The organism is Yersinia sp. FDAARGOS_228, from assembly GCF_002073315.2.
GTDB lineage: Bacteria > Pseudomonadota > Gammaproteobacteria > Enterobacterales > Enterobacteriaceae > Yersinia > Yersinia intermedia.
The window spans coordinates 1,393,575-1,420,527 of record NZ_CP020409.2 but is presented as its reverse complement, the minus strand read 5'-3'; the positions used below and the strand labels follow the sequence as shown (position 1 = coordinate 1,420,527).

Genomic DNA, 26,953 nt, shown 5'->3' with positions numbered 1-26,953 from the left:
ATTCACAGGATATATATCCTGTTATATCAATTACTTATCCGATACATGCTGAGTCTCTGTTACTGAATAGCCCGCCAAAATTGCGACGAAAATCATAAACAGATGGCCTTCAGATGAATCCAGCAGGAATGAATTAAAGAAGTTACACGCCATATAGCTGGTCAATACGGCCAGTAGCACATTGCGTAAAACCGGTGTCTGTTGCCAAATAACGCGATAACAACAGACAATCCATGCCAAAAAGATAATTAGGCCAACAATGCCTGATTGAATCGTTTCCAACAGATATTGGTTGTGTGGATTATTGATTTTGTAATTGATCTCTGGATTCTCATAATAGAACCCGCCAGCGCCGTGCCCCAAAATAGGAGACTCTTTAATTAGCCGCACAGCTTCAATGGCAAAGGCCGAACGTTGCCCCATCGAACTACGACAAGCATCATTTACATCATCCGCAGAAGCGGCCATACAGACTTTTATCTCATCAACACCCTGGACGATACGATCCGTGGCTTTATTGGGTATAAGTAGCAACGCAGTAAAGGCGATTGCCCCTAATACCACTAATAGCCAGCGCTGGCGGCTACCCAGCGAGAAAAATAACCATATACCTAATCCAACAACCAATGCCACATAACCGGTTCGCCCCAATACCAAGAACAGAATACTGTAGCTAGCCGCCGCTACCAGCAAGCCATACCCCCAGCGTTTCCAACCCTGACTTTTAAAAGCTAGCGCTAGCCACAACAGCGCGGCCAATGCCATAAAGAAGTTTTGGGTAATTTGTAGTTTAAAAATGGTCGGGTTGGTTGGGTCTACATTGCCAATGGGAATGTGCAACACTCCAACGGCCAATGTTCCGGCTAATGCCACCGCGTTAGCCGCTAAGAAGCCGATACCGAACAATTTTATCAACCGTGGTTGGTTGATAAAAAACAGGGCTAACGGCAACACATAAAGAAATTTCTTATCTTTACCCACCATATCCGGGCCGTAGCTGTTGTGATGGAACAACAGTGATAATGCCAGTAGTGCAAACATGGCGGCTGGCAGGTAAATCAACGGATTCGTCAGTAATGGCTTGAATTGCAATGCGTTGCGATTGATTATCAAACAGATCAAGATTAAAACCAGCGAGATATTGATCAGTGAGTTGGATGCCGGTAAGGAAATACCTAGCAACAATGCTGTAATACCGCTCAGCATTTCACTGCGACGGTTGGTCGTGAAAGCGACTGGCGAAGAAGTCGATGGGATTGTCATAATTCTCTCAGCTTAAGCTGGTTAGCGGAAAATAAAGTTACTGACAGATATGCGTTACCCGCACATTACTGGCTTTGAGTACGCCAAGAGTCAACAGCATTGATAACTTCGCTCACCGGAATGGCGTTCAAATATCGATCGGTCGTGTCAGTATCTATCTCATTAGGGTGTGGCAACGAACGGTAATGTCCAGCCCATAATAGCGTGTGGGGAGCCTGCCACGGGTGCCATTGGTTAAGATTGCTGGGGCCAAAGAGGACTACCGCGGGTGTTTGTAAGGCTGCGGCCATATGCATCGCCACGGAATCTACGCCAATAAATAGCTTAGCGTTATCGATAAACACCGCCAGTTCCGGTAGCGCCAGCAGGCCCGACAAATTAACGACCTTTTCTGGTTGTGTGCACCCGGCAATGATCTCGGCAATATAGTCCAATTCAGCCTGATCTTTGCCACCGGTAAGCAAAATGGTTTCACCTTGATCGGTGAGATGATTGACGAGTTGGCTAAACGATTCGCTGGCCCATGTTTTGAACTTCCAGCGAGCAGAAGGTTGGATCAATATATAGTCATTAATATGGCGTTGTTGGCACAATTGCTTTACCCGTTCAACATCGTGCGCACCATAAGACATGGTTACATCAGTAATAATATCCGTCAGTTGCAGTGGCGCAAGGATATCCAGATTATTGAGTACAGTATGCCTTTTGGCCGCATTGGGGATATCAACCAATGTAGAATGGCAATAGCGCCATAGCCAGGTATCGCGTTTGGGGTAATGGAAACCAATACTGAAGCCGGGTTTTAATAAACGGCAATACGCTGCGGCTCGCCATTGATCTGATAGATTGAGGATCAGGTCATAATGGTGTTCTTTCAATGCATTAAACAGCGCTTTTTCACCACTGATTTGCGTTTTTAGCCCCGCATGCTTGAGGCCACGGTCGACAATAAATGCATGATTAACTGTTTTGTTCTCTCGCAGCATATCTTGCGTTCCGCCATACAGCAGGACGTCGATTTTTGCTTGTGGATAGTTGGCTTTTAAGGTGCTCAGTAGCGGCGTAGTGAGTAAAACATCGCCGAAATGGCGTAATTTAATCACTAAGATACGCTGAACGTTACTTTTCTCCCGCAATGTATCTGGCAGGTTAAATGCCCGCTGTTGGGTAGCAGCAACAGGAGCAGAAGGTTGCCCGGCAGGTGATTCTGTCTTATTTGATGTATTCATCATAGGATGCGCCATCATCGGCAACGAAAGAGGGGGAATAATGCTATCCAAGTGTTTACTGCATGGCAATTCTTTTATATCCATCATACTTCAAGCTGCATGTGCGTTAGCTGCCCTCGCTCACCCCAGTCACTTACTTGAGTAAGCTCTTGGGGATTTACTCAGTTGCCGCCTTCCTGCAACTCGAATTATTTAGGGTATAGCATGCCAATATCTTTCTTACCTAACTCTATAAAGCCACGAATGATTGTAATGATCATTCTGCCCCGAAGCTCAAACTGGCAAGTAAGATAATTACCAGAGGAAATTGGCGTTATCGGCGCAGGCAGATTGAGTGCGGACAGCGCGCAGCCAACGGAGCGTACACGCAGTACGTGACGGCGGCGAGCACTGCCCCGAAGCTCAAGCTGGCAAGTAAGATAGCCAATTTTAGAGGCCAGGGGCTTTCCATAGAGAGGTCGTCAACCCACTGTCCACCAGCGACAACTGATCGGTATATACTGCTTGCCAGTTAACCTTTGCCGCCTGATAAAGGGCTTGATGCTCGGTGTTCGGGGTGTATTCATGTTCCCAGCGCACCAACCGTTCACCGGTTTTATCCAGCGCTTCATATAGGCCGACCCCTACCCCCGCAGCGATAGCACAACCGAGTGCGGTGGCTTCTTTGACAACCGGTACCCGCACAGAAACTCCGGTCACATCGGCTAGGATCTGGCTCCACAGTTTCCCTTTTGAACCTCCGCCAGCAAACACTACCGAGGCCGCTTTTACGCCGGAGAACTCAGCAATTTGCGCTAAATTACAGGCCGAGACTATCGCGGCATTCTCTTCCAGTGCACGGAACAGTGTGGCCTTGTTACATTTTTCTGGATCAAGTGAGAGGTTAATAAAGGAAGGCGCGGCGTGATACCAGGATTTGAAACGCATTACATCGGAGAAAATCGGCATCACTCCATAAGCACCTGCCGGTACGCGGGCGGCCATATCCTCCAATAAACTGTAGGTATCGATACCCAACCGCTGCGCCAGTAATTTCTCTTCGGCGCAAAATGCATCACGGAACCAGCGCATGGTCAGGCCGGTAAAGAAACTGATGGATTCCGCCTGTACCATACCGGGTATAACATGAGGGTTAATCCGCGTATTCATATTCGGATCGGTAATCGGCTTAGGCAAATTTACTACCTGCTGCCAGAAGGTGCCGCCCAATACTGCGGTCTGACCCGGTTGAACGACCCCCAACCCCAAACAACCTAGTTGTACATCGCCACCGCCCATCACCACTGGCGTTCCCGCCAGCAGACCACTCTCTTCTGCGGCCTGTGCTGTGACATGGCCTAGCAGTGTTCCGGTTTCTTTGACCGGCGATAAAATATCGGCACGTAATCCGGCCATCTCCAGCAAGTTCGGCTGCCAGTTACGGGTGACTAAATCCAGCATGCCGGTGGTTCCCGCATTGGAGGGGTCAACCGCCAGTTCGCCACTGAGCATATTGGCTAGCCAGTCGCTTATCATGGTTAACGTGCCCGCCTGGCGATAAATATCCGGGCGGTAATGCGCCAGCCACAGTAACCGAGGCATAGCACTCAGCGCCAGAGTTTGGCCTGAACATTGATAAACCTCGAATTCAAACCCATCATTATGCAGCTCTTTCAGCTCACTGACTTCACGGCTGGCACGAGCATCCACATTGGCGCACGCCCAGATAGGTTTGCCACTGCGATCATAGAGCACAATGCCCTCGCGCATTGAGCAGGCAGCAACGGCACGGATAGCACTTGCCGGTAGCTTAGCCTGATGCAAGGCCTGACGGATGCACTGGCAGGTCAACTTCCAGTTAGTCGCTAAATCAAACTCCATCGACCCAGGGACATCAGGTACGGGCAAATGTAGCCACTCAGCCTGCCCGGCCGCGATCTGATTACCGTTAAGATCAAATATAACGGCCCGGACACTGCCGGTGCCTGCATCCAGAGCCATCAGGTATTCAGCCGATGAGAGTTGATTCATGTTCGATCCTCAGCTTCAATGTGTTTTTATATAAATTCGTGGATAAACCCGTCCTCTACTGCCTTTTTCTCAACAGAATAATCAAAACTATTGGCGTTATTCTTGAACCCCTGCACAAGCCTAAGCTGACAAGTAAAATAGCCAATCAAATCAGTTTGATAATTGATCTCGCTGTCAGCTCATCAGTCACTAATGCATTCACGTATTTTCCCCGCAATGCAGCAACAATCGCTTCTGATTTTTCAACGCCACCGGCGACGCCAATCACCGTCGGGATGTTGGTCAGATCTGCCAGTGAGACGCCAATCAGCTCCTGGTGAATCTGCATATCCGGCACCAATGCGCCATCGGCTTGCATAAAGTAGCCAAGGATATCGCCGACCGCACCTTTGCGACTGAACATCAGTTGTTCACCTTCTCCGATATAGCCGGAGCGTAAAATGGTGGCCTCTTTTTGCTGATTAACCGAACCGATACCCACGACGGCGACATCAGCCGCTCGTGCGGCTAGCATCACATCGCGCACACTGTTTTCCTGACGGAATGTTTCCGCCACTGTGGCACTGGAAGCACGCAACGGCGCAGGAATAATACTGACCTGACAAGCGGCGTCCAACTGACCAATACCGGTCATATAAGAGCCAACCCCACCAGAAAGTGTTACCAACCTGACCTGCTGTGAGGCGATAAAACCGCTTAGATGCTGTAAGGCACACATGGTGGTTTCACCAAAACCAACTGCCAGTAATTGTTGTGGCTGTATCAATGCCATCAATAAATGTGCAGCACCAATTCCCAGCCGGCTACTGATACTGAGATCAGCCAAAGAAGGCAGAATGCGGATATGCTTGAGGCCGAAATGCTGTTGCAAGGTGTTTTCCAGTTCCAGACAACCCTCATAGCGCGAATTAATCTGTACCCGAATAACCCCTGACTGGCGGCCTTTTTCCAGCAATCTGGATACCTTCAGCCGGGTCAGCCCCAACAGTTCGCCAATATCCCCTTGTGTTAAGCCATCGTGATAATAAAACCACGCAATGCGAGCGAGCAGTTCCTCTTCACTCATGCTATTACCCGGATATTTGTATTCATCGTTAGACGACATGGGTTTTTCTTTTGTTACTGATTTTTCTTTCATCATTAGCCGTGATCCCTATTGCCGCTTTCTCATTCTTCGTTGATTCATCATCGATCAAAAATCCACGGTCTGATAAATGCTATACCCAAGAGATTTCAAGATGCAGGAAGGCGGCAAACGCTGGCCCGTAAGGTGAACCTCTGATGAGGTTCATAATCCCGATGAGCTTACATAAGTAAGTCATTCGGGCGATTGAGCACAGCCAACACACCTGCAACTTGAAGATGACGGGTATAAATTACAATTGATAACTACGCTAACAGCTTAGGCAATACATTTGAACATATTTTAATTTAAATTTTTTTATTCACGGAAATGTGATCTTGATTACGCCATAAATGGGATTATACAGCTATCTTTTTTGAACACTTTTAAATTTAAAATATTTTTGTTCATAAAAAGGAGCCACTGATGCCGCACACCAATCCGCCACCGCTGCTCCAGGTTCGTGGTATCAGCAAGCAGTTTTCCGGCGTAGTGGTATTGAAAAATATCGACTTTACCCTGCAACCAGGACAGGTACATGCCCTGTTGGGGGGAAATGGTGCGGGGAAATCAACGCTGATGAAAATTATCGCCGGCGTGCTCCCTCCAGACAGCGGCACTATCGAGATCAATGGGCAAGCCTGCCTTAACCTCACCCCAGCCAAAGCACATCAACTCGGTATTTATTTGGTCCCCCAAGAGCCGATGCTATTTGCCAATCTGTCGGTACAAGAAAATATTCTGTTTCGTTTGCCCAAGCATCAGACCGACAAGAAGAAGATGGCGCAATTACTCAAAAACCTGGGTTGCCATTTGGACCTGTCAGTCAGCGCCGGTTCACTGGATGTGGCAGATCAACAGCTAGTAGAAATTATGCGCGGCCTGATGCGCGATTCACGTATTTTGATCCTTGACGAGCCAACGGCGTCACTGACACCGGCGGAAACCAATCGTTTATTTAGCCAAATCAAAATGTTATTGCAGCAAGGTGTCGGAGTGGTGTTTATCTCCCATAAATTGCCTGAAATCCGTCAACTGGCAGATTGGGTCAGTGTCATGCGCGATGGCGGCATCGCTCTGAGCGGTGCCACTACTGATTTCTCAATCGATACAATTATTCAGGCTATTAAGCCACAAGCCAAAAACAGCGAATTATCCGATACCCAGAAGTTATGGCTGGAGCTGCCCGGTAACCGCCGCTCTCAAGCGCGCGCTCAGTCCAATCAACCGGTGATCGAAGTTACCGATCTGAGCGGTGAAGGTTTTGCCCATATCTCTTTTGAGGTGCATGCCGGTGAAATTCTGGGATTAGCAGGGGTGGTTGGCGCAGGCAGAACAGAACTTGCTGAAACACTTTATGGTTTACGGCCCGCCAGCGGTGGTCACGTCAGGCTGGAGGGTATTGATATCACATTGATGAAAACCGTCAATCGTCTGGCAACCGGGTTGGTTTATCTGCCGGAAGACCGCCAAGCCTCTGGCCTCTATCTGGATGCACCACTCAGTTGGAATGTCTGCTCGCTAACCCAGGGTAATCAAGGGGTATGGACGCATCCGGCACAAGAGGCCGCCATTCTGGAACGCTATCGCCGGGCACTGAACATTAAGTTCAGTCACCTTGAGCAACCCGTGCGTACCTTGTCCGGTGGTAATCAACAAAAGCTGTTGATTGCGAAATGCCTTGAGGCCAATCCGTTGTTACTGATTATTGATGAACCCACTCGTGGCGTAGATGTGTCAGCACGCAGTGATATCTATCAATTGATCCGCAGTATTGCCTCTCAGCATGTGGCGATCATTTTTATCTCGTCAGATCTAGAAGAAGTGGTGCAGATGGCTTCCCGGGTGTTGGTCATGCATCAGGGTGAAATCAGTGGCGCAGTCAGTGGGGCGGAAATGAACGTCGATACCATTATGCATCTGGCCTTTGGTGAACATGATACCAGCGTGCGCCAATCTGCTGAAAATGAGGGTGCATCATGTTGAGATTTATTCAAAACAATCGCGAAGGTACTGCGCTGTTGGCCATTTTGGCTTTATTTGCCTTGCTTGGTGTGATCGACAGTAATTACTTCACCTTGCAAACCTTCACCATGATCTTCAGTAGCGCACAGATCCTGATCCTGTTAGCCATCGGCGCCACCATGGTGATGCTAACCCGCAATATTGATGTGTCCGTCGGCTCCATTACCGGCTTATGTGCCGTCACCGTGGGTATGGCGCTCAATGCGGGTTTTGGCCTGGCAACCTCCTGCCTGTTTGCTCTGCTGGTTGGCATGGTGACGGGCTTCTTTAATGGCATTTTGGTTACCTGGCTGCGCATCCCGGCGATTGTCGCCACCCTGGGTACGCTGGGGTTGTATCGCGGCTTGATGCTATTGATAACCGGCGGGAAATGGATAGAAGGGCTGCCGGCAGATCTGAAAAGTTTATCCACCCCTATTCTGTTTTCTATCTCTCCTATCGGTTGGCTAATTATGCTGCTGATTGTAGCCATGGCCTTGCTACTAGGTAAAACCGCCTTTGGCCGCAGTTTCTATGCTACCGGCGATAACTTGCAGGGCGCACGCCAACTGGGGATCCGCACTGACAGCATTCGTATTTTCGCTTTCTCAATGAATGGTGTGATGGCCGCGCTGGCGGGGATCGTCTTCGCCTCCCAAATTGGCTTTATCCCTAATCAGACAGGGAGTGGGTTAGAGATGAAAGCCATCGCCGCCTGTGTGCTGGGTGGGATCAGCCTGCTTGGTGGCACTGGCACCATTCTCGGGGCCATTCTGGGGGCTTACCTATTAACACAAATCGACAGCGTGTTGGTGCTACTGCGCCTGCCTGCGTGGTGGAATGACTTTATTGCCGGATTGGTGTTGCTGGGTGTGCTGGTGTTCGATGGCCGCCTGCGCTGTGCCATTGAGCGCAATATCCGCCAGCAGAAATATGCTCGCTTTACAGCTCGTCCGGCAGTTTCTGGTAAGCCGACAACTTCGGATAAAAAGAAAAACGTTATACCCAATAGATTTCATGATGCAGGAAGGCGGCAAACGAGAGAATCCCGATGAACTTACAGTGGTAAGTGATTCGGGTAAACGAGAGCAGGTAACACACCTGCAATTTGAAAGATGAAGGGTATAAAAAGAGGTAGCGCGATGAATACATATCGCCGTTATGGATGGGAACTGGCCTTGGCTGCACTGTTAGTACTGGAAATCCTGCTGTTTGGTTTATCAAATTCTCGCATGTTGGATATCAACGTACTGCTGTTCAGTACCAGTGATTTCATCTGTATCGGTATTGTGGCTTTACCGCTAACCATGGTGATTGTCAGTGGCGGAATTGACATCTCATTCGGTTCAACTATCGGATTGTGCTCCATATTCCTAGGAGTGATGTTTCAAGCGGGTGTCCCCATGAGTGTCGCGATCCCACTGACACTGGTGGTTGGCGCACTATGCGGTTTGATTAATGCCGGGCTGATTCTGTATACCGGCGTCAACCCGCTGGTCATAACCTTGGGCACCATGTACCTGTTCGGCGGCAGCGCTTTGCTGCTGTCTGGCATTTCCGGTGCAACCGGCTATGAAGGGATTGGCGGCTTCCCGACAGCCTTTACCGATTTTGCCAACCAAACGTTATTCGGCCTGCCCGTCCCACTGGTTATCTTTATGGTCTGCGTGCTGCTGTTCTGGCTGCTGATGCACCGTACTCATAGCGGGCGCAACGTATTCCTTATCGGGCAAAACAGTCGAGTGGCCCGTTACAGCGCCCTGCCCGTCGCGCGCACCTTATGCATCTTGTATGCCCTGACTGGCGTGGCGTCTGCGATTGCCGCAGTCCTGCTGGTTTCTTATTTCGGCTCGGCACGCTCTGATTTGGGGGCATCGTTCCTGATGCCAGCCATCACCGCAGTGGTTCTGGGGGGCGCTAACATCTACGGCGGCTCTGGCTCCATCCTCGGAACGGCACTGGCAGTATTACTGGTGGGTTACTTACAACAAGGTTTGCAAATGATTGGTACACCAAACCAGATATCGAGCGCGTTGTCCGGTGCATTGCTGATTCTGGTGGTAGTTGGGCGTTCTATCAGCCTGCACCGGCATCTGATTCATGAATGGCTGCAACGTCGTCGCAGCAGACACACCCTAAGTTAATACCTATTTTCTTTTGTAGTGAAATTGCCAACACCTCTACCCCTAGCTTCGGAGATAGCAATGAAAACACAAAGATTAAAAAAGCTGGCACTGGTTTGTGCCCTCGGATTTGCCTGTATCACTACTGCTCAAGCGGCAGAACGCATCGCATTTATCCCGAAACTGGTCGGGGTCGGCTTCTTCACCAGTGGCGGTAAAGGTGCCGTTGATGCCGGTAAAGAGCTGGGTGTGGATGTGACTTACGATGGCCCGACAGAACCAAGTGTTTCCGGCCAGGTTCAGTTGATCAATAACTTCGTCAATCAAGGTTACAACGCCATTGTGGTCTCGGCAGTCTCGCCGGATGGACTGTGCCCAGCGTTAAAACGCGCGATGCAACGTGGCGTCAAAATCTTGACCTGGGACTCTGATACCAAACCAGAATGTCGTTCGGTTTATATCAACCAAGGGACCCCAAATCAATTGGGTTCGATGTTGGTCGATATGGCCGCGAATCAAGTGAAAAAAGATAAAGCCAAGGTCGCGTTCTTCTATTCCAGCCCGACGGTTACCGACCAAAACCAATGGGTCAATGAAGCGAAGAAAAAAATCCAACAAGATCACCCCGGTTGGGAAGTGGTCACCACCCAGTTTGGCTATAACGATGCGACAAAATCGCTGCAAACCGCTGAGGGCATCTTAAAAGCTTATAGCGATCTGGATGCCATTATTGCCCCAGATGCCAACGCACTGCCCGCCGCCGCACAAGCAGCAGAGAACCTGAAACGCGACAATGTGGCGATCGTCGGCTTCAGTACCCCGAACGTGATGCGCCCTTATGTTGAGCGCGGCACGGTCAAAGAGTTCGGTCTGTGGGATGTGGTTAATCAAGGCAAAATCTCGGTATATGTCGCCAATGAAATGCTGAAAAAAGGCGACCTGAATGTCGGCGATAAAATTGATATCCCGAACATTGGCGTGGTTGAAGTGGCACCGAACAGCGTTCAGGGCTATGACCATGAGGCCAAAGGAAGCGGCATTGTGTTACTGCCACAGCGGGTCATCTTTACTAAAGACAACATCAACAAATACGATTTTTAATCTCGGCGGCCGGCCCACCGGTGGGCCGGAACAGGACTAAGGGAGTAATAACAGATGGCTGATTTAGACGATATTAAAGACGGCAAAGATTTCGGCATTGGCGTGCCACAGAAAAATCCTGCATTTACCCTCAAAGGCTCAGGTTCACTGGATTGGGGGATGCAATCCCGCCTGGCGCGAATTTTCAATCCGAAAACCAATCGCACGGTAATGCTGGCATTTGACCATGGCTATTTTCAGGGGCCAACCACCGGTCTGGAGCGGATTGATATCAATATCGCCCCGCTGTTTGAATATGCCGACGTCCTAATGTGTACCCGTGGCATTTTACGCAGTATCGTCCCCGCGTCGGCCAATCGCCCGGTGGTACTGCGCGCATCCGGTGCCAACTCAATTCTGACTGATTTATCCAACGAAGCGGTGGCCGTAGCAATGGAAGATGCATTGCGACTCAACTCCTGCGCCGTGGCCGCACAGGTCTATATCGGCACCGAACATGAGCATCAGTCGATTAAAAACATCATTCAATTAGTCGATCAGGGAATGCGTTACGGCATGCCTACCATGGCCGTGACTGGCGTCGGTAAAGACATGGCTCGTGATCAGCGCTACTTCTCTCTGGCCACCCGAATTGCCGCTGAAATGGGCGCTCAGGTAATCAAAACCTATTATGTCGACAGTGGGTTTGAACGTATTGCTGCCGGTTGCCCGGTGCCTATCGTCATTGCCGGGGGTAAGAAACTGCCAGAACGCGATGCACTGGAAATGTGCTATCAAGCCATTGATCAGGGAGCATCAGGTGTAGATATGGGCCGCAATATCTTCCAGTCAGAAGCGCCGATTGCCATGCTAAAAGCGGTTCATGCTGTGGTACATAAAAATGAAAATGCACAAACAGCCTATAAGCTGTTCTTAGATGAAAAAGGTTGAGTCAATATGGTGGCCAGCCCTTGGCTGGCAAACAATGACAAGGAGAAAGATATGCATGTCACCCTCGTCGAAATTAATGTGAAAGAAGACAAAGTGGCGCAGTTTATTGAGGTTTTTCGCGCCAATCACCTGGGTTCTATCCGTGAAGCGGGGAACTTGCGTTTTGATGTGCTGAGGGATGAGACGATCCCAACCCGTTTTTATATTTATGAGGCTTATACCGATGAAGCTGCGGTGGCGGCGCACAAGCAAACCCCCCATTACCTGAAGTGTGTCGAACAACTGGAGGGATTGATGACCGGCCCACGCAAGAAAACAGTCTTTATTGGCTTGATGCCTTAACCGATACGGGCAGCAGATTTCCTATGCTGCCCGCATGTTGGAACCGCAAGGCAAATTTAACGACTGAGCCACATCACTTGCGCAAGCGAAAACTGATCCGAACCAGTAAACCGCCTAGTAACTCACTGTGCAATAACTCTGGGCGGGTTTTATGGTAGGTCGTAATGTCTTTTACCAAAGCTAACCCCAGCCCCGCCCCTTGCTGCTCACCAACATTATCCAACCGATGAAATGGCATCAGCGCTTGCGCGGCTTCATCTTGCGCAATACCGGGACCACTGTCTTCTATTTCTAACAAACAGCGCCCTGCTTCACTGCCTATCACCAATCGTACCGTCACCACACCGTGCTTTGGCGTGTATTTCAACGCGTTGTCCAGCAAGTTGTCGCACAGTTCGGTCAGCAACAAAGCATCCCCCTCGATCCAACATTCAGACGCCCCCTCATAACCCAGATCAATCTGCTTGCTGCGGGCTTGAGCAAGGTGGGCGAAACACGCATCTCGTAATAATGGGCCGAGATTAACCGGTTGTAGTCTGCGTTCGTGCACTTTCATCCGTGATAACTGCAATAACCGATCCGTCAGAGAAACGGTGTGATCCAGCGTCCCGCGCATCGCCACCAGGCTTTCACGCCATTGTTGTGGGGAGTCACTGGCCAGAGCCACCGCCACCTGCGTTTTCAACACCGTCAGCGGTGTGCGCAATTGATGAGAGGCATCAGCACTAAAGCGCCCCTGCCGTGCCACCATTTCCCGTAAACGCTCGATGTAGCGATCAAAGGCCAATAACAACGGTGCCATTTCTGACCATGGCAATACTTTGGGGAGCGGGGTCAGTTCACCGGGATCACGCCGCAGCATCAAGCCTGATAGCTTACGTAATGGCTTGAGAATACCTTTGAGTAAGATATACGCCATTACCAGCGTCAAGAGCACTAGAGTACCCTGGGTCAAGACTGCCGATATCATGATCTGCTGTGCCAGATCATGGCGGGAAGCCAACGTTTCAGCCACCAGCACCATCGCCATGCCCATAACACCAGACTCATTAACCGGCTGATAAAGCGCAGCCACACGTATTGGTTTACCTCGGTACTCGGCATCATAAAAATGCACCAATGCAGGGTAGAGAAGGGATCGTGGCGTATTCAGCGGGAAAGGCGGTAAATCATTGTAGCCAGCAATACTTTTCCCCTCAGGTGTAATCACCTGATAGTAAAGCTGGTCATTCATATTCCGTTCAAAGCTGTCGAGGACAATATAAGGGACATCAACCTCTAGCTGCCCATGGCGGACAACCAACCGCTCCGCCACCGTCCGGGCAGAGGCCAATAACGTGCGATCATAAGCTAGCGTAGCGGCATTCATGGCACTGATATAATGGGTATAAATAGAAATCCCGCCCAAAATCAGTAACGGTACGCCAAAAAATAGCAGCAATTGATGAAACAGCGAACGTGGGGCTTTAAACCATCGTGGCACAATAGTGTTAGAGCACGCCATCGGTACATTCCAGGCTGTAACCTAAGCCGCGTAAGGTCTGGATAGACACATTACTGCCGTGTAGTTTTTTACGCACTCGATGCACATACAGTTCAATACTTTCTGGATTGGCATCATCGGATAAGGTAAATATCTGCTCAAACAGTTGTTGTTTGGCAACCGGCCTACCCCGGCGATGCATCAATGACGTTAATACTGCCGATTCCCGTGGTGTCAGCGCCAATGGCTTATCAGCTAACAGAAAGTAGCCTTCGTCGTGATAGGTCAAATCACCAAACTGCACCACCTGCCCAGTTCCACCGACACTACGCCGTAATAGGGCACGTATCCGCGCCTCCAGTTCATCCATTTCAAACGGTTTCGTCAAATAGTCATCAGCCCCCAAGTTCAACCCTTTCACCCGGTCAGCCACTTCCGTTCTGGCGGTTAACAACAACACCGGCAGCGTTTGCCCACGCTTACGTAACCGTGCCAGCAGATCTAACCCGTTCAGGCGTGGTAACGCTACATCCAATACCACCAGTGTGTAATTTTCGTTTTGCAGCAAATGATCAGCGGCAACACCATCATTTGCCACATCCACAGCAAAGCCCGCATGAGTCAATGCTTTCTGTAACCAGTGAGATAACTCGGGGTGATCTTCTACTAACAAGAGACGCATATCACATCCTGTACTTTTTCCTTCCCATTGAAAGGTAACTGAAAGGTTAATCTATTAACAATTCAATAACCTCGCAATCGCGGGAAAGCTCACAATTTAGACGAAAATATTGAGGGAATAATATGAAAAGAATAATTACCCGCACGTTAGCCGCCTCGGTTCTGATACTGACGGCACAAATGGCACAGGCTATCGACGCGCCCGGCAGAACAGAATGTATTGCGCCCGCCAAACCCGGCGGCGGCTTTGATCTTACCTGTAAATTGATTCAGGTTTCCCTGCAAGAGACTAAAGCAATTGACCGCCCGATGCGGGTCACCTATATGCCAGGAGGTGTCGGAGCGGTAGCCTATAACGCCATCGTGGCACAACGCCCGGCGGAATTCGGCACCGTGGTCGCGTTCTCCGGCGGTTCTTTACTTAATCTGGCACAAAATAAATTTGGCCGTTATAGCCCTGACGATGTGAAGTGGCTGGCGGCCATCGGCACTGATTACGGCATGATCGCCGTGCGGGCTGACTCTCCCTATAAAACGCTAACAGATCTGATGGATGCCTTTAAACAAGATCCTAACAGCGTGGTGTTCGGGGCCGGTGCCTCGATTGGCAGCCAGGACTGGATGAAAACGGCGTTACTGGCCCGTGAGGTGGGCATCGACCCTCATAAAATGCGCTATGTGGCCTTTGAGGGCGGCGGCGAACCGGTTACCGCATTGTTAGGCAACCATATTCAGGCGGTGTCCGGGGATTTAAGTGAAATGGTGCCTTATTTGGCCGGCGACAAACTGCGGGTGTTAGCCGTTTATGCAGAACAACGCCTGCCCGGTCAACTGGCTAATATTCCTACGGCTAAAGAACAGGGCTTTAATTTAGTGTGGCCGATTATTCGTGGCTTCTATCTGGGGCCGAAGGTCAGTGATGCCGAATATCAATGGTGGACGGAGACCTTTAACACCCTGGTACAAACTGACGAATTCAAAAAACAGCGTGAATTACGCGGCTTATTTGAGTTTAACCTGACCGGCAAAGAGCTGGATGTGTACGTCAAAAAGCAGATCGAACAATATCGTCAACAAGCTAAAGCGTTCGGGCTGGCTAAATAATTCAGGAGAAAGATCATGAGCGATCGTATTTTTGCCAGTATCTGGATCCTGCTCTGCATCAGTGGCTTATTTATCGGCTGGGGAATTCAAAGCGAATACAGTTACGAGCCGCTAGGCCCGCGCCCTTTCCCCATGGCAATTCTGGCGTTAATGACATTGTGCGCGGTGCTATTGCTGCTGCATAAACCTGATGTTATCGCATGGCCGCACGCCAAAGTATTGCATCGCCTGTTGGTGATGGTGATTACGCTGGTGCTCTATGCCTGGGGGTTTGAGTCGCTTGGATTCCCACTGGCAACCGCCCTACTAACATTTAGCATTGCATTGTTATTTAAGGCAAAAGTATGGGTCGCTGCGCTATCCGGCGTAGTTCTGGGCGCGTCATTATTCTATGCCTTTGACTATTTACTTGATGTCACCCTACCGCTTGGCGTTTGGCTGAACTAACGAGGCTGTGATGGAAACTTGGATGTATTTATCGCAAGGATTTGAGGTGGCATTAACACCACAAAACCTGATGATTGCCCTGATAGGCTGCTTTATCGGTACCATTGTTGGCTTACTCCCAGGACTGGGGCCGATCAACGGCGTGGCCATTTTGCTGCCACTCGCTTTTGCCCTAAAACTGCCCGCAGAATCTGCACTGATCTTGCTGGCCACGGTTTATATCGGTTGTGAATATGGTGGGCGCATCTCATCCATATTACTTAATGTCCCCGGCGATGCTGCAGCCATCATGACCGCCCTTGATGGTTATCCAATGGCGCAGCAGGGCCGTGCTGGTGTGGCGCTATCTATTTCAGCGGTTAGCTCATTTGTTGGTTCAATCTTGGCTATTGGTGGGATCATTCTGTTTGCACCGCTACTGGCACAGTGGTCACTGGCCTTCGGACCCTCGGAGTATTTCGCGTTAATGGTCTTCGCCATTGCCTGCCTTGGCAGCATGATGAGCCAAAACCCCTTAAAATCACTGCTCGCCGCCTTAATTGGATTGGGGCTGGCAACCGTAGGCGTTGATGCAAACACCGGTGTTTATCGCTTCACATTTGATAGTGTCCATCTCTCTGATGGGATCCAATTTATCGTGGTAGTGATCGGCTTGTTCTCGGTCAGTGAAATCTTGTTGATGCTGGAAAGCACCAGCACCGGCCAGAAACTGGTGCGTAAAACCGGTCGCCTGATGTTCAACCGCAAAGAAGCGGCAGAATGTGTTGGGCCAACACTGCGTTCTTCAGTGATTGGTTTTTTTGTCGGGATTTTACCGGGTGCAGGGGCAACCATCGCCAGTGCGCTGACCTACATGACCGAAAAGCGTATCAGTGGCAACAGCGATAGTTTTGGCAAAGGAGATATTCGTGGTGTTGCCGCACCTGAAGCGGCGAATAATGCTTCTGCCTGTGGATCTTTTATTCCAATGCTTACTCTGGGCGTTCCAGGCTCAGGTACCACCGCGGTAATGATGGGAGCATTGACCCTGTATAACATCACGCCGGGGCCTGCGATGTTCACCGAGCAACCGGATATTGTCTGGGGGTTAATTGCCTCTCTGTTGATAGCCAACGTCATATTACTGCTGATGAACTTACCGTTGGTTGGTTTCTTCACCCGCATGTTAACCATTCCGTTATGGTTCCTGGTACCCGCCATTGCAGCAGTCTCTGCGGTGGGGGTTTATGCCGTGCACAGCACCACTTTCGACCTGATGCTCATGGTCGGATTGGGTATCTTTGGCTATCTGCTCAGAAAAATGAATTTCCCCATGTCCCCGTTGATTTTAGGTTTTGTCTTGGGAGAAATGCTGGAGCAGAACCTGCGCCGTGCTCTGTCCATTAGCAATGGCAATTACACTATCTTGTGGTCGAGCCCCATCGCAAAAAGTTTGCTAATACTGGCTGTGGTGGTGTTGGTTCTGCCGCCAATCCTACGAGTGGTGCGTAAACTTCGCCAATCAAAGCCAGCCGTTAATGAAGGATAAAAACTGACTCACATTACTCCGGGGCTAATAATTATAGGATTATTGGCCCCGATTTCTTGGGTTAGTTACAATCAAATATTCCTCGTTATAAGATGATACCTATCAGCAAAATGATTAATGAGTAAACTGATCATTACCAATACCGGAAATACCCAGACCTTAACTATAATGAAGGTAAATAAGTCCATTCACGATAAATAATGAGGCAAAACCATGTCAGACAAAATCGCCGTCGGTATCAGCGCTTGCCTGTTAGGTGAGAAAGTACGTTTCGATGGCGGGCATAAGCGTCTAACATTTGCTGTGGACGAGTTGGCTCCCTTTGTTCATTTTGAGCCGGTCTGCCCCGAGATGGCAATCGGGCTGCCTTCGCCCCGCCCAGCGCTACGCTTGGTTAAAGCAGGTTCCGATGATATTCGTCTCAGCTTTAGTAACCAACCAGAAACCGACCTGACCAGCGCCATGCAGGACTTCTCCGCGAAAAAAATTGCGGGACTACAGCATCTGAGCGGCTATGTGGTTTGCGCCAAATCCCCTAGCTGTGGCATGGAGCGGGTGCGGGTGTATGAAGCCGATGGTAAAAATAACCGTAAAAGTGGTACTGGCATTTTCACTCAAGAATTAATGCGCCAACTACCGTGGCTCCCCATTGAGGAAGATGGCCGCCTGTGTGACCCTGAGCTGAAAGAGAATTTTGTGGCGCGGATTTATGCCTTACACGAGTTTAATCAGCTATGGCAGCAAGGCATGAGCCGCGCCCGACTGATCGCTTTCCATAGCAGTTATAAATTGTTATTACTGGCTCATTCGCAACCTGCCTACCGTGAATTAGGGCGTTTCGTTGCGGCTATCGACCAATGGCCTTCAATTAATGAATGTGCTTTTGAATACCGTAACCGGCTGATGGCCCTGATGAGCCAACACTCCTCGCGCCGTGGTCACACCAATGTCTTGCAGCATGTCCAAGGCTATTTCAGCAACCAACTCAGCTCTCGGCAACGCAGCGAACTGGCACAACTGATTTTGCGTTACCGTCAAGGCAGTCAGCCACTGCTTGCCCCGATTACCCTGCTCAAACATTATTTAGCTGAATACCCCGACAGCTATCTTGCCCAGCAGCGCTATTTTGACCCTTACCCAGAGGTTTTGCGCCTAAGGTATGGGCATTAATCGGCGGATTTAAACGCGATATGAAGCCAGTGGCAATTTAGCCAATCGCCGCGTTATCAGATAACACCTATCAGCAAAAGGTGTCCTTTGCGTTATTCTTAGCGCCGAACATAATAACTAGCAGCCTTTCTGGTGGTATCACGGCCTCATGGCAGTGAGGCCGCCGTAAAACAGGAGTTTCTATGAACACCACTTATCGCCTGGCACTGGCTTTGGCTTTTTCTACCACGCTGCTGACGGGTACCGTTCACGCCAATAGTCTATTGGATTCAGTAAAAAGTGCTGCTGACCAATACAGTAAATCGGGCGATAGCTCATCCTCACTGTCGTCACTGACTGGCTTACTCAATGGCGGCGATAAAGGGCTAAGTGCCAGCACCATGACCAATGCTGCCGGTATATTGCAATATTGCGTACAAAACAATGTACTGTCGGCCAATGGCACGTCGGCGATTAAAGACCAATTGATGAGTAAACTGGGCATCACCAGTACCGAAAATGCCAATAGCCAGGATTATCAGGAAGGTTTAGGCGGGTTACTGAAAACCGGTGAAGGTAACAGTCTGAATCTGAACGATCTGGGCAGTGAACAAATCACTGAAAAAATCAAAACCAAAGCCTGTGATTTAGTCCTGAAACAGGGTCAGTCGTTCTTGTTGAAATAAACCTGACACACTGAAGTTTATAACAACGCGATTTCTGGCTCAGTGAGTGAAGGGTTTACCGCACTCAGGGGCACGGTGGCTTACGCCACTACGGCCCCAACAGTAAGTATCCCCTTCATTTCACTTTGTCAGTGCGTTCTATTTTATGAAAATATTCTGGCGGTGATACGCCATCTGCCCTTCATCAGGGGAAAACTTAACCGGTAAACGCAGCTTTCGCCCTTCATATTTAGCGAAATTATCTTCACTGATACTGCTTTTGAGTTTTTTGATCAGAGGGGATAACACCATTTCCAAATGCTCATTAAAGGTGATTAATCCCTGATCAAAAGCCCGATCATGCAAACTGGAAAGGCACAGACCATTACTGGGATTAAGCCGATGTTCAGCGCCGTGACTCCATGGGCGAATATGGCTAGCAACGAGTAATGCAGGTACTTCTAGTTCAGTAATACAGCAACGATTGTCATAGATGTGCAGTACGTTTTTACGAAATAATTGCTGACCAACCCTCGCTTTAATAATCGTGGTTCTTTCGCCGCCACTAAAGTCTTTAATACCAATATCAGCCTTAATACCATTGTCAATTTTAACATTACTATCAAACAGTTGGGTGACCGGCTCGTCTAACTGCCTCATCGCCTGTTGGCATTGCAGCTCAAAAACATCAGCATTCTCATTCAATTCCAACCATAAAGCTCGGTCGGCCTTAGAGACACTCGTTAAACCACTGCGGCCTGAGTCAGTAATAAAAGGGTCCAGACTGGCTAAATTGACCAACTTCATCGCGAGTGCCGAAGGGGTTCTGCCAATTAACGCGGCGTAATGAATAATATCGGGATTTCTGGAATGCAATTTGCCAAAGGGAATTTGGCTATACAGTGTAAAAGCAACTAACAGTTGATCCCGCGTCCAGTGATTTACCGCCGCCATGCATCGTCACCCAAAATTAGTGAGTCATTTTATTGAATGCGTTAACTATGCCAGGTGTTATGGGGTATGGGTACCCTATCCTCCCCAATATATCTTCAGCCCCAACTCGGATAACCATACAAAATCTAAATTAGCCACAACAATTCATACCCCAAAATATCCTGTTTTGGGATATTTTTACGCGGATAGAATAATTACTCAAACACATCACATGGAGGATAAACGGAAGTGGAATCACTCACTTTCAGGCCATCATCCTGCTGCTGTCTCACAGGCAAAAATGTTAGTACCCATATTATATGCGGCTTCAAGTACCTGTTCAGGGCCACCTAAGTCTGGCAGCAGTAACACCGTTGAACTCATCACCGGCGCACCACAGAAATTGAAAATACCGTGCTCAATCTGTATTTTCATCGCTTCGGCAAAGCCGTGATTGATATAAGTCTTATACGCAGCCGCACCGATTCCAATGATATGTACTGGCAGATGCGTCAGCTTTTTGATCAGCTCTCCCGCGTCATCATAGGCCCAACCATTGGAAAACACGCGATCAATCCATCCTTTTAACAATGCGGGCATCGACCACCAGTAAATTGGGAACACTAATACCAACGCATCTGCCCGCTCAACCCTTTGTTGCTCCGCCAGCACATCATCCGCCAGCGAAGCTTGCCGATTAAAAGCGGCAATATCCACTGCGGTAAACCTTGGGTCAAAACCTTCGGTAGCAATATCGGCAATCTCATAAGTGTGTGTAGGATCCGATGCAACCAACCCCGCTGCAATCTGCCGTGCAACACTGTTAGTAAGTGATTCATGAAGCGGGTGTGAGGTAACGATAAGTGAATGCATAATCTGACTCCTGATTGCCATTAAAATGCCGTTGGCGTAATCTATATACCATTAGTAAGTTACTGTTGGTAAGTTACCTTTGGTATATAAGCATGTCAACTAGCAAAAAGAATGTATCGTCACGGCTTCGCCTATCGCGTGAAGAGCGTTACCACCAATTAATGAATACAGCATGGCAACTGGTGCGGGAAGAAGGCACTGAGGCTCTGACGCTAGGCCGCCTTGCTGAGCGCTCCGGCGTCACTAAACCGGTGGTTTATGACCATTTCGGTACCCGAGCTGGGCTTTTTGCCGAACTTTATAAAGAGTTTGATCGCCGCCAAACCGCATTGATGGATGCGGCCATTGCGCAATGCGAGCCAACACTCACTGCTATCGCCACTGTGACCGCCTCATCATATATTGACTGTGTCCTGCTTCAGGGGCAGGAAATCTCTGGGGTCATTGCGGCATTAAAAGGCACGCCTGAGCTGGATGAGATGAAACGTGAATATTCTAAGGCGTACATCCACAAATGCCGGAATATACTCGCGCCCTATGCTAAAGGGAATCTGATTTCAGATGCCAGCCTGTGGGCACTGCTAGGTGCAGCAGAAGGGTTGTCGTGTTCTGCTGCTAGCGGCGAAATCACCGCCTCACAGGCAAAATCTGAGCTATTTGAGTTGATTGTGGCGATAGTAGAAAGAAGCATGGGCCAGCGCTAGCAACGGCAAAGTATCCTCAAAAAGAATCAGATGAAATAACAGGTGTAGATTAAAAGTTTGCCGAGGTTGTATCAGTAGTTTGAGTGCGGGCAGGTAATGAATGGATTTCCAAATACTCCCCGCACAACGAGGAGTATTTAGAATAACGTTAAATCGCTTTTTCTGATTCAATGCTTTTTTGATTACGACTAACTGCCACTTTGAATAGCCAATATATCAAGCTGGCGGCAACCAGCGAGTTAATGGTTGGAATCCCCCACTCGGTCAGCAATCCGATCACACTGCCGACAATACTGGCGATAATGGCAACCCAACCGATAACCGGTGTTTGGGTTTCGCCAGGGAGTTTCCCCTCCAACCGACTCTTATCCAGAATGTTGCGATGAGAGCGCAACACAAAATAGTCGACCAGCATGATGCCGATAATCGGTGGGAACACCACGCCTAGCACGGTAAGGAAATCCACAAACCGGTCCAAAATGCCTAACACCGAAAGTGTGGTACCCAGAACGCCAATAACCAACGTGGTTAAGGTGTATTTCAGTTTTTTCCCGGTCAGCCCCTCGACCGCATTAACAATACCGAGGGACGAAGAGTATAGATTAAGGTCATTAACCCGCAACGTAGAGAACACCACCACCAGCAAACCTGCACCACCTGCGGCCTGAGACATAATAGTCACCACATCAGCCGTTCCGAGCGTTTTAGCAATCAAGATAGCCAGACCGTTGACCACGAACTCCCCGGCCACAATGGTGAAAATCGTCACCCCTAACACATGCTTCCCATTTTTGGAATAACGCGTTAGATCAGGGGTCATCAGGCTTGCCACGATAGCGCCCCCCACAACAATGGTGATGCCCGCGCTGATAGACAGAGGGTCACCCGGTGGTATCAACTGCATAATTTCATGCAGATTATGCCCAGACAACGTACTAATAGAGATATAAGCCACCAGCAAAATAAACATCGGAACCGCAATACGTGCGGCGATGCGCAATGCCTTAAAACCAAATGCCACCAGGATAGTCAGCAGGCTACCCGATAAAGCAGCCGCGAATCCGAATCCCAGTTTATTACCCAGAGCGAAATCAAGCGATTTGGCGAAAATAGCGTTTTGTATACCAAACCAACCCAGTAAACTCACGGCCACCACAATTCCGATCAATACTGAACCTAAGCGACCAAAGCCACACCAGCGTGCCAACAGACTGCCCGAGATCCCTTCACGCATACCTGCCAGCCCAAGACCGTAGGTGACCACACCGAATATAATACTACCGATGAGGATCGCGGTGAATGCATCAGTCAGTGTCATGGAGTTACCCAGCACGGCGCCAAGCATAAATTGATCCAGCGCAGTCAGCATACCCATATGAACGATGGCAACGCTTAAAAATGAAACCCTTTTATCCTGTGGTACACGGCTTAATGGATAATCTTCAATTTTGATCACGATAAAGTACACCCTTGTAGTTCAGATAAACTGGATTCCTTTTGCCACCAGTCGATCAGGAATATAATTATCCAAATGTGCAAATTTGCAAAACTCCTCAAACTGTTGCAACGTGTGGACATCAGATTTTTGATAAATTGTATATATTCTGTTTTCTATTGTTTTAGTGCTGATATTATATATCTTAGCGATCTCTTTAACGGAAAGTCTTTGCAACATTAAAAATATAACGTCAAGCTCAGCGCGAGTAAAAGTCTTACTATTAGTTTCGGTAGTCAGAACGCTTGGTTTTTGTTGGTTTATATATTTTAGTGGAGATAAAGTATTAAGTGGTTTAGCGCTCCACATAACACCAATGACTTCTTTTTTATCATTATAAATAGGCAGCTTTTCACTGATAAAGGGGGTCAGAGTATCTTTACCATACCAATAATGTGTTTCTATGACGGTAACCCGACCTTGTGACTCTTCAGTTCTCTTATCGTGTTCCATAAACTCAGGAGAAAATTCAGCCCAGTTGGCAGGAAATTCATCGTCCAACTTCCCCTCAACCTCAAAGTTCAATGGTGTATTGGTATAAAGATAGGCTGCCTTGTTCATATAGATATGGCGGGAACTCAGATCTTTAATGCCCCATGGCTCACTAAGGTGCTCCATCATGGCAATAAGGCCCTTGAAATAAATTTCATTATTTTTATCGGGCAAATCCATTACTACCTCGCCGATTAAAACCGGTTAAATTTCTTTTGCCAGATAGTGCCGGGTATATTTTTTGGCATATCCACCTAAATCACCATAGACACGATAGCCCAATTTTTCATAAAACCCTCTGGCCTGGAAATCGAAAGTGTCTACATAAGCCATGTGACAACCGCGTTTTATGGCTTCTTCTTCCGCTTTTTCCATTAATTGGCGACCATAGCCACTCTTACGATATTCATCACTGACCCAAAGATATTGCACTTCAAGCCCGCCCCACCAGGTTCTGGCAACCAATCCCGCCACAATTTTGCCATTGTCGTGGGTAACGGTTAAGAACAATGGATGAATGTCTACAGCTTCTGTTTTATTATTGTGAGCCCAAAGACTATCAATGACATACTCCTCGTCTTGTGGGTTTGGCGTATCCGTGACATTAATATTCATTTTCGTAACATACCTTCCTACGTTAATAATTCAAATTGCAATTAAATTAATAAACTCCAACTGATTTTAATATCACTTTTCTTAAAGTGTTACAAGAGTGGTTTTCACCCGTTCCCGCCATGGCGTTAAGTGTTTATAGTTAATGTGACGGAGCTAAAAAATACCAACTCATCTCATGAATGTTATCTGTTTGGCTTGCTCCGTCTGCAAATACTGATTTCGCCTCACCAGGGCTTTATCGGGGAAACCTATCAATAACTCACGGCTCCACCTGTAGAGCAAGACTAACTTGCCAAAGGGGGGCCGCTCATCCTCGCCAAAATCCATAAATTTTATTGCTTAATATGCTCATTTTATCTCTACTCGGTGAAAACCAGCAGTGCCGTTTCTATTTATCACTCACCATGGGCACCCACTCAAACCTGCTGAGCAGACCATCAACAATGGCAAGCTTCAAGCTAGCACTCAACGACATGTTTCATGTACCGATCCAGTGTGAACATTTTTGTGTTGTAACAAGTCACAAAAATTAACCGTCACAGATCATTGGATTGGCAATTTCCCCCCGTGATAATAACGATTAGATCCCTATTAAATGTTTAATTAAATACAATTTAGTTTACTTTATTTCTTTTTAAAACAATTTATCAGATAACACAGGTAAATATGAAAAAATATTCACCTCAGCGTAGAGGCTAATATGCTCATACTTATCAAAGGAGATCATTTCAAGGATTTGCAGATTAAGAGGCGGCGTAATAGTCAATATAGGTTCTAGTCCCAACACCGATCGTGATGGCGGCTACAGTTATAACGCCATTTATTATTCTATCACTCTATTTTCATTACTATTTACTCATGCAAAAACACATTGTAAATAACGATTACATAGGCATAATGCGCACAATCTATTTTATATTTATCTACCCAAAATATTGGGGAAGGGCCTCCTCGTGTCACGTCCTTGTTATTTCATATTAATAGCTGGCATATTATCGCCAGCATTGACTATTCCGTTATCCAGTGTTGGCGCGGAATTAGCCCCTGTTCAACAGAGTATTCACCAACAGGAACGGCAACGGGCATTGGAAGAGCGCCTGGCCCCCGCAACACCGGATGTGCGCTTATCGGCACCGGCGGCCTCTTGGGGCCGGATTGTCTTTCCGGTTGAGAAACCTTGCTTCGTTATTGACCGCATTACCCTCAGCGGCACCGAGCCTTTTCCCCACTGGTTGCCCCTGCAACGCCTCGCCAATCAGGCGCAAGGCCAGTGTTTGGGCGGACAGGGCATTAATCTGCTGATGAGCCAATTGCAAAACCGCCTGATCGACCACGGCTATGTCACCACCCGGGTGCTGGCCCCGCAGCAGGATTTAAACAGCGGTACGCTGGCGCTACACGTGGTGCCCGGCAAAATACGCAGCGTAGAGCTGACGCCCGACAGTGACCGCCATGTCACGCTGTTCAGCGCCTTCCCCGCCCGCCCCGGTAACCTGTTGGATTTGCGTGATATCGAACAAGGGTTGGAGAACCTGCAGCGCGTCCCCACCGTGCAAGCCAGTATGGAATTGATCCCCGGCTCCGCACCCGGTGAGACCGACATCGCCCTGAGCTGGCAGCAGCGCAAAATGTGGCGGCTGGCGGCCTCACTGGATGACTCCGGCACCCGCAGTACCGGCCGTTATCAAGGTGGCGCGACCCTGTTTCTCGATAACCCGCTTTCGCTGAGTGACCTGTTTTATGTCTCGGCTGGCGGTTCAATAAAGAATCGCGGCGAGAAAGGCACCAATAACCTGACTGGCCACTACTCGCTGCCATTCGGTTACTGGACGGCGGGCATCACCGCCAGCAGCTATGACTATCACCAGACGGTGGCGGGCCTGAATGGTGATATCCGATACCGGGGTGACAGTGAGAATGTGACGCTGCAACTCAGCCGCCTGCTGCACCGCAATGCCAGCCAGAAAACCACCTTTACTTACGATGTGCTGACCCGTTCGTCAAAAAACTATATCAATGACACCGAAATTGAAGTGCAGCGCCGCCGTACCTCAGCCTGGCGCGTTGGCCTGCAACACCGCCACTTTATCTCGCAGGCCACGCTGGATGCCGGTGTCAGCTACCAGCGCGGCACCCGCTGGTTGGGTGCGGTGCCGGCACAGGAAGAGTACGCCGGTGAAGCCACTGCCCTGAGCAAAATTCTGCGTTTGAATGCGCAACTGGATATTCCTTTTGCGGTTGCGGCGCAAAATTTCCATTACAACTTGCAATACCAGCGGCAAAGCACCCACACCCCCCTGACGCCACAGGATCAGTTCGCCATCGGCGGCCGCTGGTCGGTGCGCGGTTTTGATGGCGAGCGCACGCTAAACGCCGATAACGGCTGGACAGTGCGCAATGATCTCGGCTGGTACACCCCGCTACCGGGGCATGAGCTGTATGTCGGCGTGGACTACGGTGAAGTGAGCGGTCACAGCGGGCCTTATCTGCTGGGCCACCATCTGGCCGGCAGTGTCATCGGCGTGCGCGGCACTGTGCTCAATACCCGCTATGACCTGTTTGCCGGCAAACCGCTGTCTCAACCCGATGGCTTCCAGGCCGACTCGGTGACCGTAGGCTTTAACCTGAACTGGCAATACTGATGCACCCGCTTAACGCT

Annotated in this window: 24 protein-coding genes; 13 read left to right on the top strand and 11 right to left on the bottom strand. The window is 49.1% G+C overall.

From position 1 onward, the window contains the following. Window positions 1-30 precede the first annotated feature (30 nt). From waaL-ps to lsrR, 4 genes are all read right to left on the bottom strand, one after another. Window positions 31-1,263 carry an O-antigen polysaccharide ligase WaaL-ps gene (gene waaL-ps, locus A6J67_RS06540; RefSeq protein WP_050296809.1) on the bottom strand — a complete coding sequence of 411 codons (1,233 nt, stop codon included), beginning with the start codon at window positions 1,261-1,263 and terminating at the stop codon, window positions 31-33. Between the two features lie 65 nt (window positions 1,264-1,328). Next, window positions 1,329-2,495, bottom strand: a complete 1,167-nt coding sequence (gene rfaQ / locus A6J67_RS06535) for a putative lipopolysaccharide heptosyltransferase III (RefSeq protein WP_042568622.1) — start codon at window positions 2,493-2,495, stop codon at window positions 1,329-1,331. Window positions 2,496-2,921: 426 nt separating this feature from the next. Beyond that, window positions 2,922-4,502, bottom strand: a complete 1,581-nt coding sequence (gene lsrK, locus A6J67_RS06530) for an autoinducer-2 kinase (RefSeq protein WP_005189725.1) — start codon at window positions 4,500-4,502, stop codon at window positions 2,922-2,924. Between the two features lie 145 nt (window positions 4,503-4,647). Next, window positions 4,648-5,640 carry a transcriptional regulator LsrR gene (gene lsrR / locus A6J67_RS06525; protein ID WP_032907275.1) on the bottom strand — a complete coding sequence of 331 codons (993 nt, stop codon included), beginning with the start codon at window positions 5,638-5,640 and terminating at the stop codon, window positions 4,648-4,650. A 411-nt stretch (window positions 5,641-6,051) separates the two neighbouring features. On the opposite strand from lsrR, the gene lsrA reads away from it, so the two are divergent. The 6 genes from lsrA to lsrG all read left to right on the top strand — a co-directional run bounded on the left by lsrA (window position 6,052) and on the right by lsrG (window position 12,125). After that, a complete protein-coding gene (gene lsrA / locus A6J67_RS06520; protein WP_050296808.1) occupies window positions 6,052-7,611 on the top strand; it encodes an autoinducer 2 ABC transporter ATP-binding protein LsrA in 1,560 nt (519 codons plus the stop codon). Further along, window positions 7,605-8,684 carry an autoinducer 2 ABC transporter permease LsrC gene (gene lsrC, locus A6J67_RS06515; RefSeq protein WP_032907245.1) on the top strand — a complete coding sequence of 360 codons (1,080 nt, stop codon included), beginning with the start codon at window positions 7,605-7,607 and terminating at the stop codon, window positions 8,682-8,684. The genes lsrA and lsrC overlap by 7 nt, the downstream gene beginning before the upstream one ends. A gap of 87 nt (window positions 8,685-8,771) precedes the next feature. After that, complete coding sequence (gene lsrD, locus A6J67_RS06510; RefSeq protein WP_032907243.1) at window positions 8,772-9,773, top strand: autoinducer 2 ABC transporter permease LsrD; 1,002 nt, start codon at window positions 8,772-8,774, stop codon at window positions 9,771-9,773. Window positions 9,774-9,833: 60 nt separating this feature from the next. Further along, the gene (gene lsrB / locus A6J67_RS06505) at window positions 9,834-10,853 is read left to right on the top strand and encodes an autoinducer 2 ABC transporter substrate-binding protein LsrB (RefSeq protein ID WP_005189709.1); all 1,020 of its coding nucleotides are present in this window, start codon (window positions 9,834-9,836) and stop codon (window positions 10,851-10,853) included. 54 nt (window positions 10,854-10,907) lie between these two features. Beyond that, window positions 10,908-11,783: a 3-hydroxy-5-phosphonooxypentane-2,4-dione thiolase gene (gene lsrF / locus A6J67_RS06500; protein WP_005189706.1), complete on the top strand. Its 876-nt coding sequence runs from the start codon at window positions 10,908-10,910 to the stop codon at window positions 11,781-11,783. A gap of 51 nt (window positions 11,784-11,834) precedes the next feature. Beyond that, window positions 11,835-12,125 (top strand): (4S)-4-hydroxy-5-phosphonooxypentane-2,3-dione isomerase, encoded by a 291-nt coding sequence (gene lsrG, locus A6J67_RS06495; RefSeq protein WP_032907272.1) that lies wholly within the window; start codon window positions 11,835-11,837, stop codon window positions 12,123-12,125. Between the two features lie 73 nt (window positions 12,126-12,198). Here the strand turns inward: lsrG and A6J67_RS06490 are convergent, their stop codons facing one another. Both A6J67_RS06490 and tctD read right to left on the bottom strand, forming a co-directional pair. Further along, on the bottom strand, window positions 12,199-13,629 hold the full coding sequence (locus A6J67_RS06490) for a sensor histidine kinase (protein ID WP_032907241.1): 1,431 nt from the start codon (window positions 13,627-13,629) through the stop codon (window positions 12,199-12,201). Then, entirely contained in the window at window positions 13,616-14,290 is a 675-nt protein-coding gene (gene tctD, locus A6J67_RS06485; protein WP_032907239.1) for a transcriptional regulator TctD, read from the bottom strand. Before tctD ends, A6J67_RS06490 begins: the two co-directional genes overlap by 14 nt. Window positions 14,291-14,412: 122 nt before the next feature. Between tctD and A6J67_RS06480 the strand changes: the two genes are divergently transcribed. From A6J67_RS06480 to A6J67_RS06460, 5 genes are all read left to right on the top strand, one after another. Further along, window positions 14,413-15,393: a Bug family tripartite tricarboxylate transporter substrate binding protein gene (locus A6J67_RS06480; protein ID WP_005189697.1), complete on the top strand. Its 981-nt coding sequence runs from the start codon at window positions 14,413-14,415 to the stop codon at window positions 15,391-15,393. A gap of 15 nt (window positions 15,394-15,408) precedes the next feature. Next, complete coding sequence (locus A6J67_RS06475; RefSeq protein ID WP_005189694.1) at window positions 15,409-15,840, top strand: tripartite tricarboxylate transporter TctB family protein; 432 nt, start codon at window positions 15,409-15,411, stop codon at window positions 15,838-15,840. A gap of 10 nt (window positions 15,841-15,850) precedes the next feature. Further along, window positions 15,851-17,368 carry a tripartite tricarboxylate transporter permease gene (locus tag A6J67_RS06470; RefSeq protein WP_032907238.1) on the top strand — a complete coding sequence of 506 codons (1,518 nt, stop codon included), beginning with the start codon at window positions 15,851-15,853 and terminating at the stop codon, window positions 17,366-17,368. A gap of 213 nt (window positions 17,369-17,581) precedes the next feature. Beyond that, the gene (locus tag A6J67_RS06465; protein ID WP_042568624.1) at window positions 17,582-18,538 is read left to right on the top strand and encodes a YbgA family protein; all 957 of its coding nucleotides are present in this window, start codon (window positions 17,582-17,584) and stop codon (window positions 18,536-18,538) included. 182 nt (window positions 18,539-18,720) lie between these two features. Beyond that, entirely contained in the window at window positions 18,721-19,203 is a 483-nt protein-coding gene (locus tag A6J67_RS06460; protein ID WP_005189686.1) for a DUF2501 domain-containing protein, read from the top strand. A 138-nt stretch (window positions 19,204-19,341) separates the two neighbouring features. Here the strand turns inward: A6J67_RS06460 and A6J67_RS06455 are convergent, their stop codons facing one another. Both A6J67_RS06455 and A6J67_RS06450 read right to left on the bottom strand, forming a co-directional pair. Next, window positions 19,342-20,136 carry an HNH endonuclease gene (locus A6J67_RS06455; protein WP_050074826.1) on the bottom strand — a complete coding sequence of 265 codons (795 nt, stop codon included), beginning with the start codon at window positions 20,134-20,136 and terminating at the stop codon, window positions 19,342-19,344. Between the two features lie 252 nt (window positions 20,137-20,388). Next, window positions 20,389-20,988 carry an NAD(P)H-dependent oxidoreductase gene (locus A6J67_RS06450; RefSeq protein ID WP_080608101.1) on the bottom strand — a complete coding sequence of 200 codons (600 nt, stop codon included), beginning with the start codon at window positions 20,986-20,988 and terminating at the stop codon, window positions 20,389-20,391. 161 nt (window positions 20,989-21,149) lie between these two features. On the opposite strand from A6J67_RS06450, the gene A6J67_RS06445 reads away from it, so the two are divergent. Further along, window positions 21,150-21,692, top strand: coding sequence for a TetR/AcrR family transcriptional regulator (locus A6J67_RS06445; RefSeq protein WP_200889154.1), 543 nt, complete (start codon window positions 21,150-21,152; stop codon window positions 21,690-21,692). A gap of 148 nt (window positions 21,693-21,840) precedes the next feature. Here the strand turns inward: A6J67_RS06445 and A6J67_RS06440 are convergent, their stop codons facing one another. From A6J67_RS06440 to A6J67_RS06430, 3 genes are read right to left on the bottom strand one after another with little or no spacing between them, the layout of a single operon-like run. Beyond that, the gene (locus tag A6J67_RS06440) at window positions 21,841-23,148 is read right to left on the bottom strand and encodes a cytosine permease (protein ID WP_050296865.1); all 1,308 of its coding nucleotides are present in this window, start codon (window positions 23,146-23,148) and stop codon (window positions 21,841-21,843) included. Window positions 23,149-23,169: 21 nt separating this feature from the next. Next, a complete protein-coding gene (locus tag A6J67_RS06435; RefSeq protein ID WP_005189668.1) occupies window positions 23,170-23,859 on the bottom strand; it encodes a helix-turn-helix transcriptional regulator in 690 nt (229 codons plus the stop codon). 24 nt (window positions 23,860-23,883) lie between these two features. Beyond that, the gene (locus A6J67_RS06430) at window positions 23,884-24,294 is read right to left on the bottom strand and encodes a GNAT family N-acetyltransferase (protein WP_005189666.1); all 411 of its coding nucleotides are present in this window, start codon (window positions 24,292-24,294) and stop codon (window positions 23,884-23,886) included. A 953-nt stretch (window positions 24,295-25,247) separates the two neighbouring features. Here A6J67_RS06430 and A6J67_RS06425 point away from each other — a divergent pair. Continuing rightward, window positions 25,248-26,936 carry a ShlB/FhaC/HecB family hemolysin secretion/activation protein gene (locus tag A6J67_RS06425; protein ID WP_080608100.1) on the top strand — a complete coding sequence of 563 codons (1,689 nt, stop codon included), beginning with the start codon at window positions 25,248-25,250 and terminating at the stop codon, window positions 26,934-26,936. The last annotated feature ends 17 nt before the right edge of the window (window positions 26,937-26,953 follow it).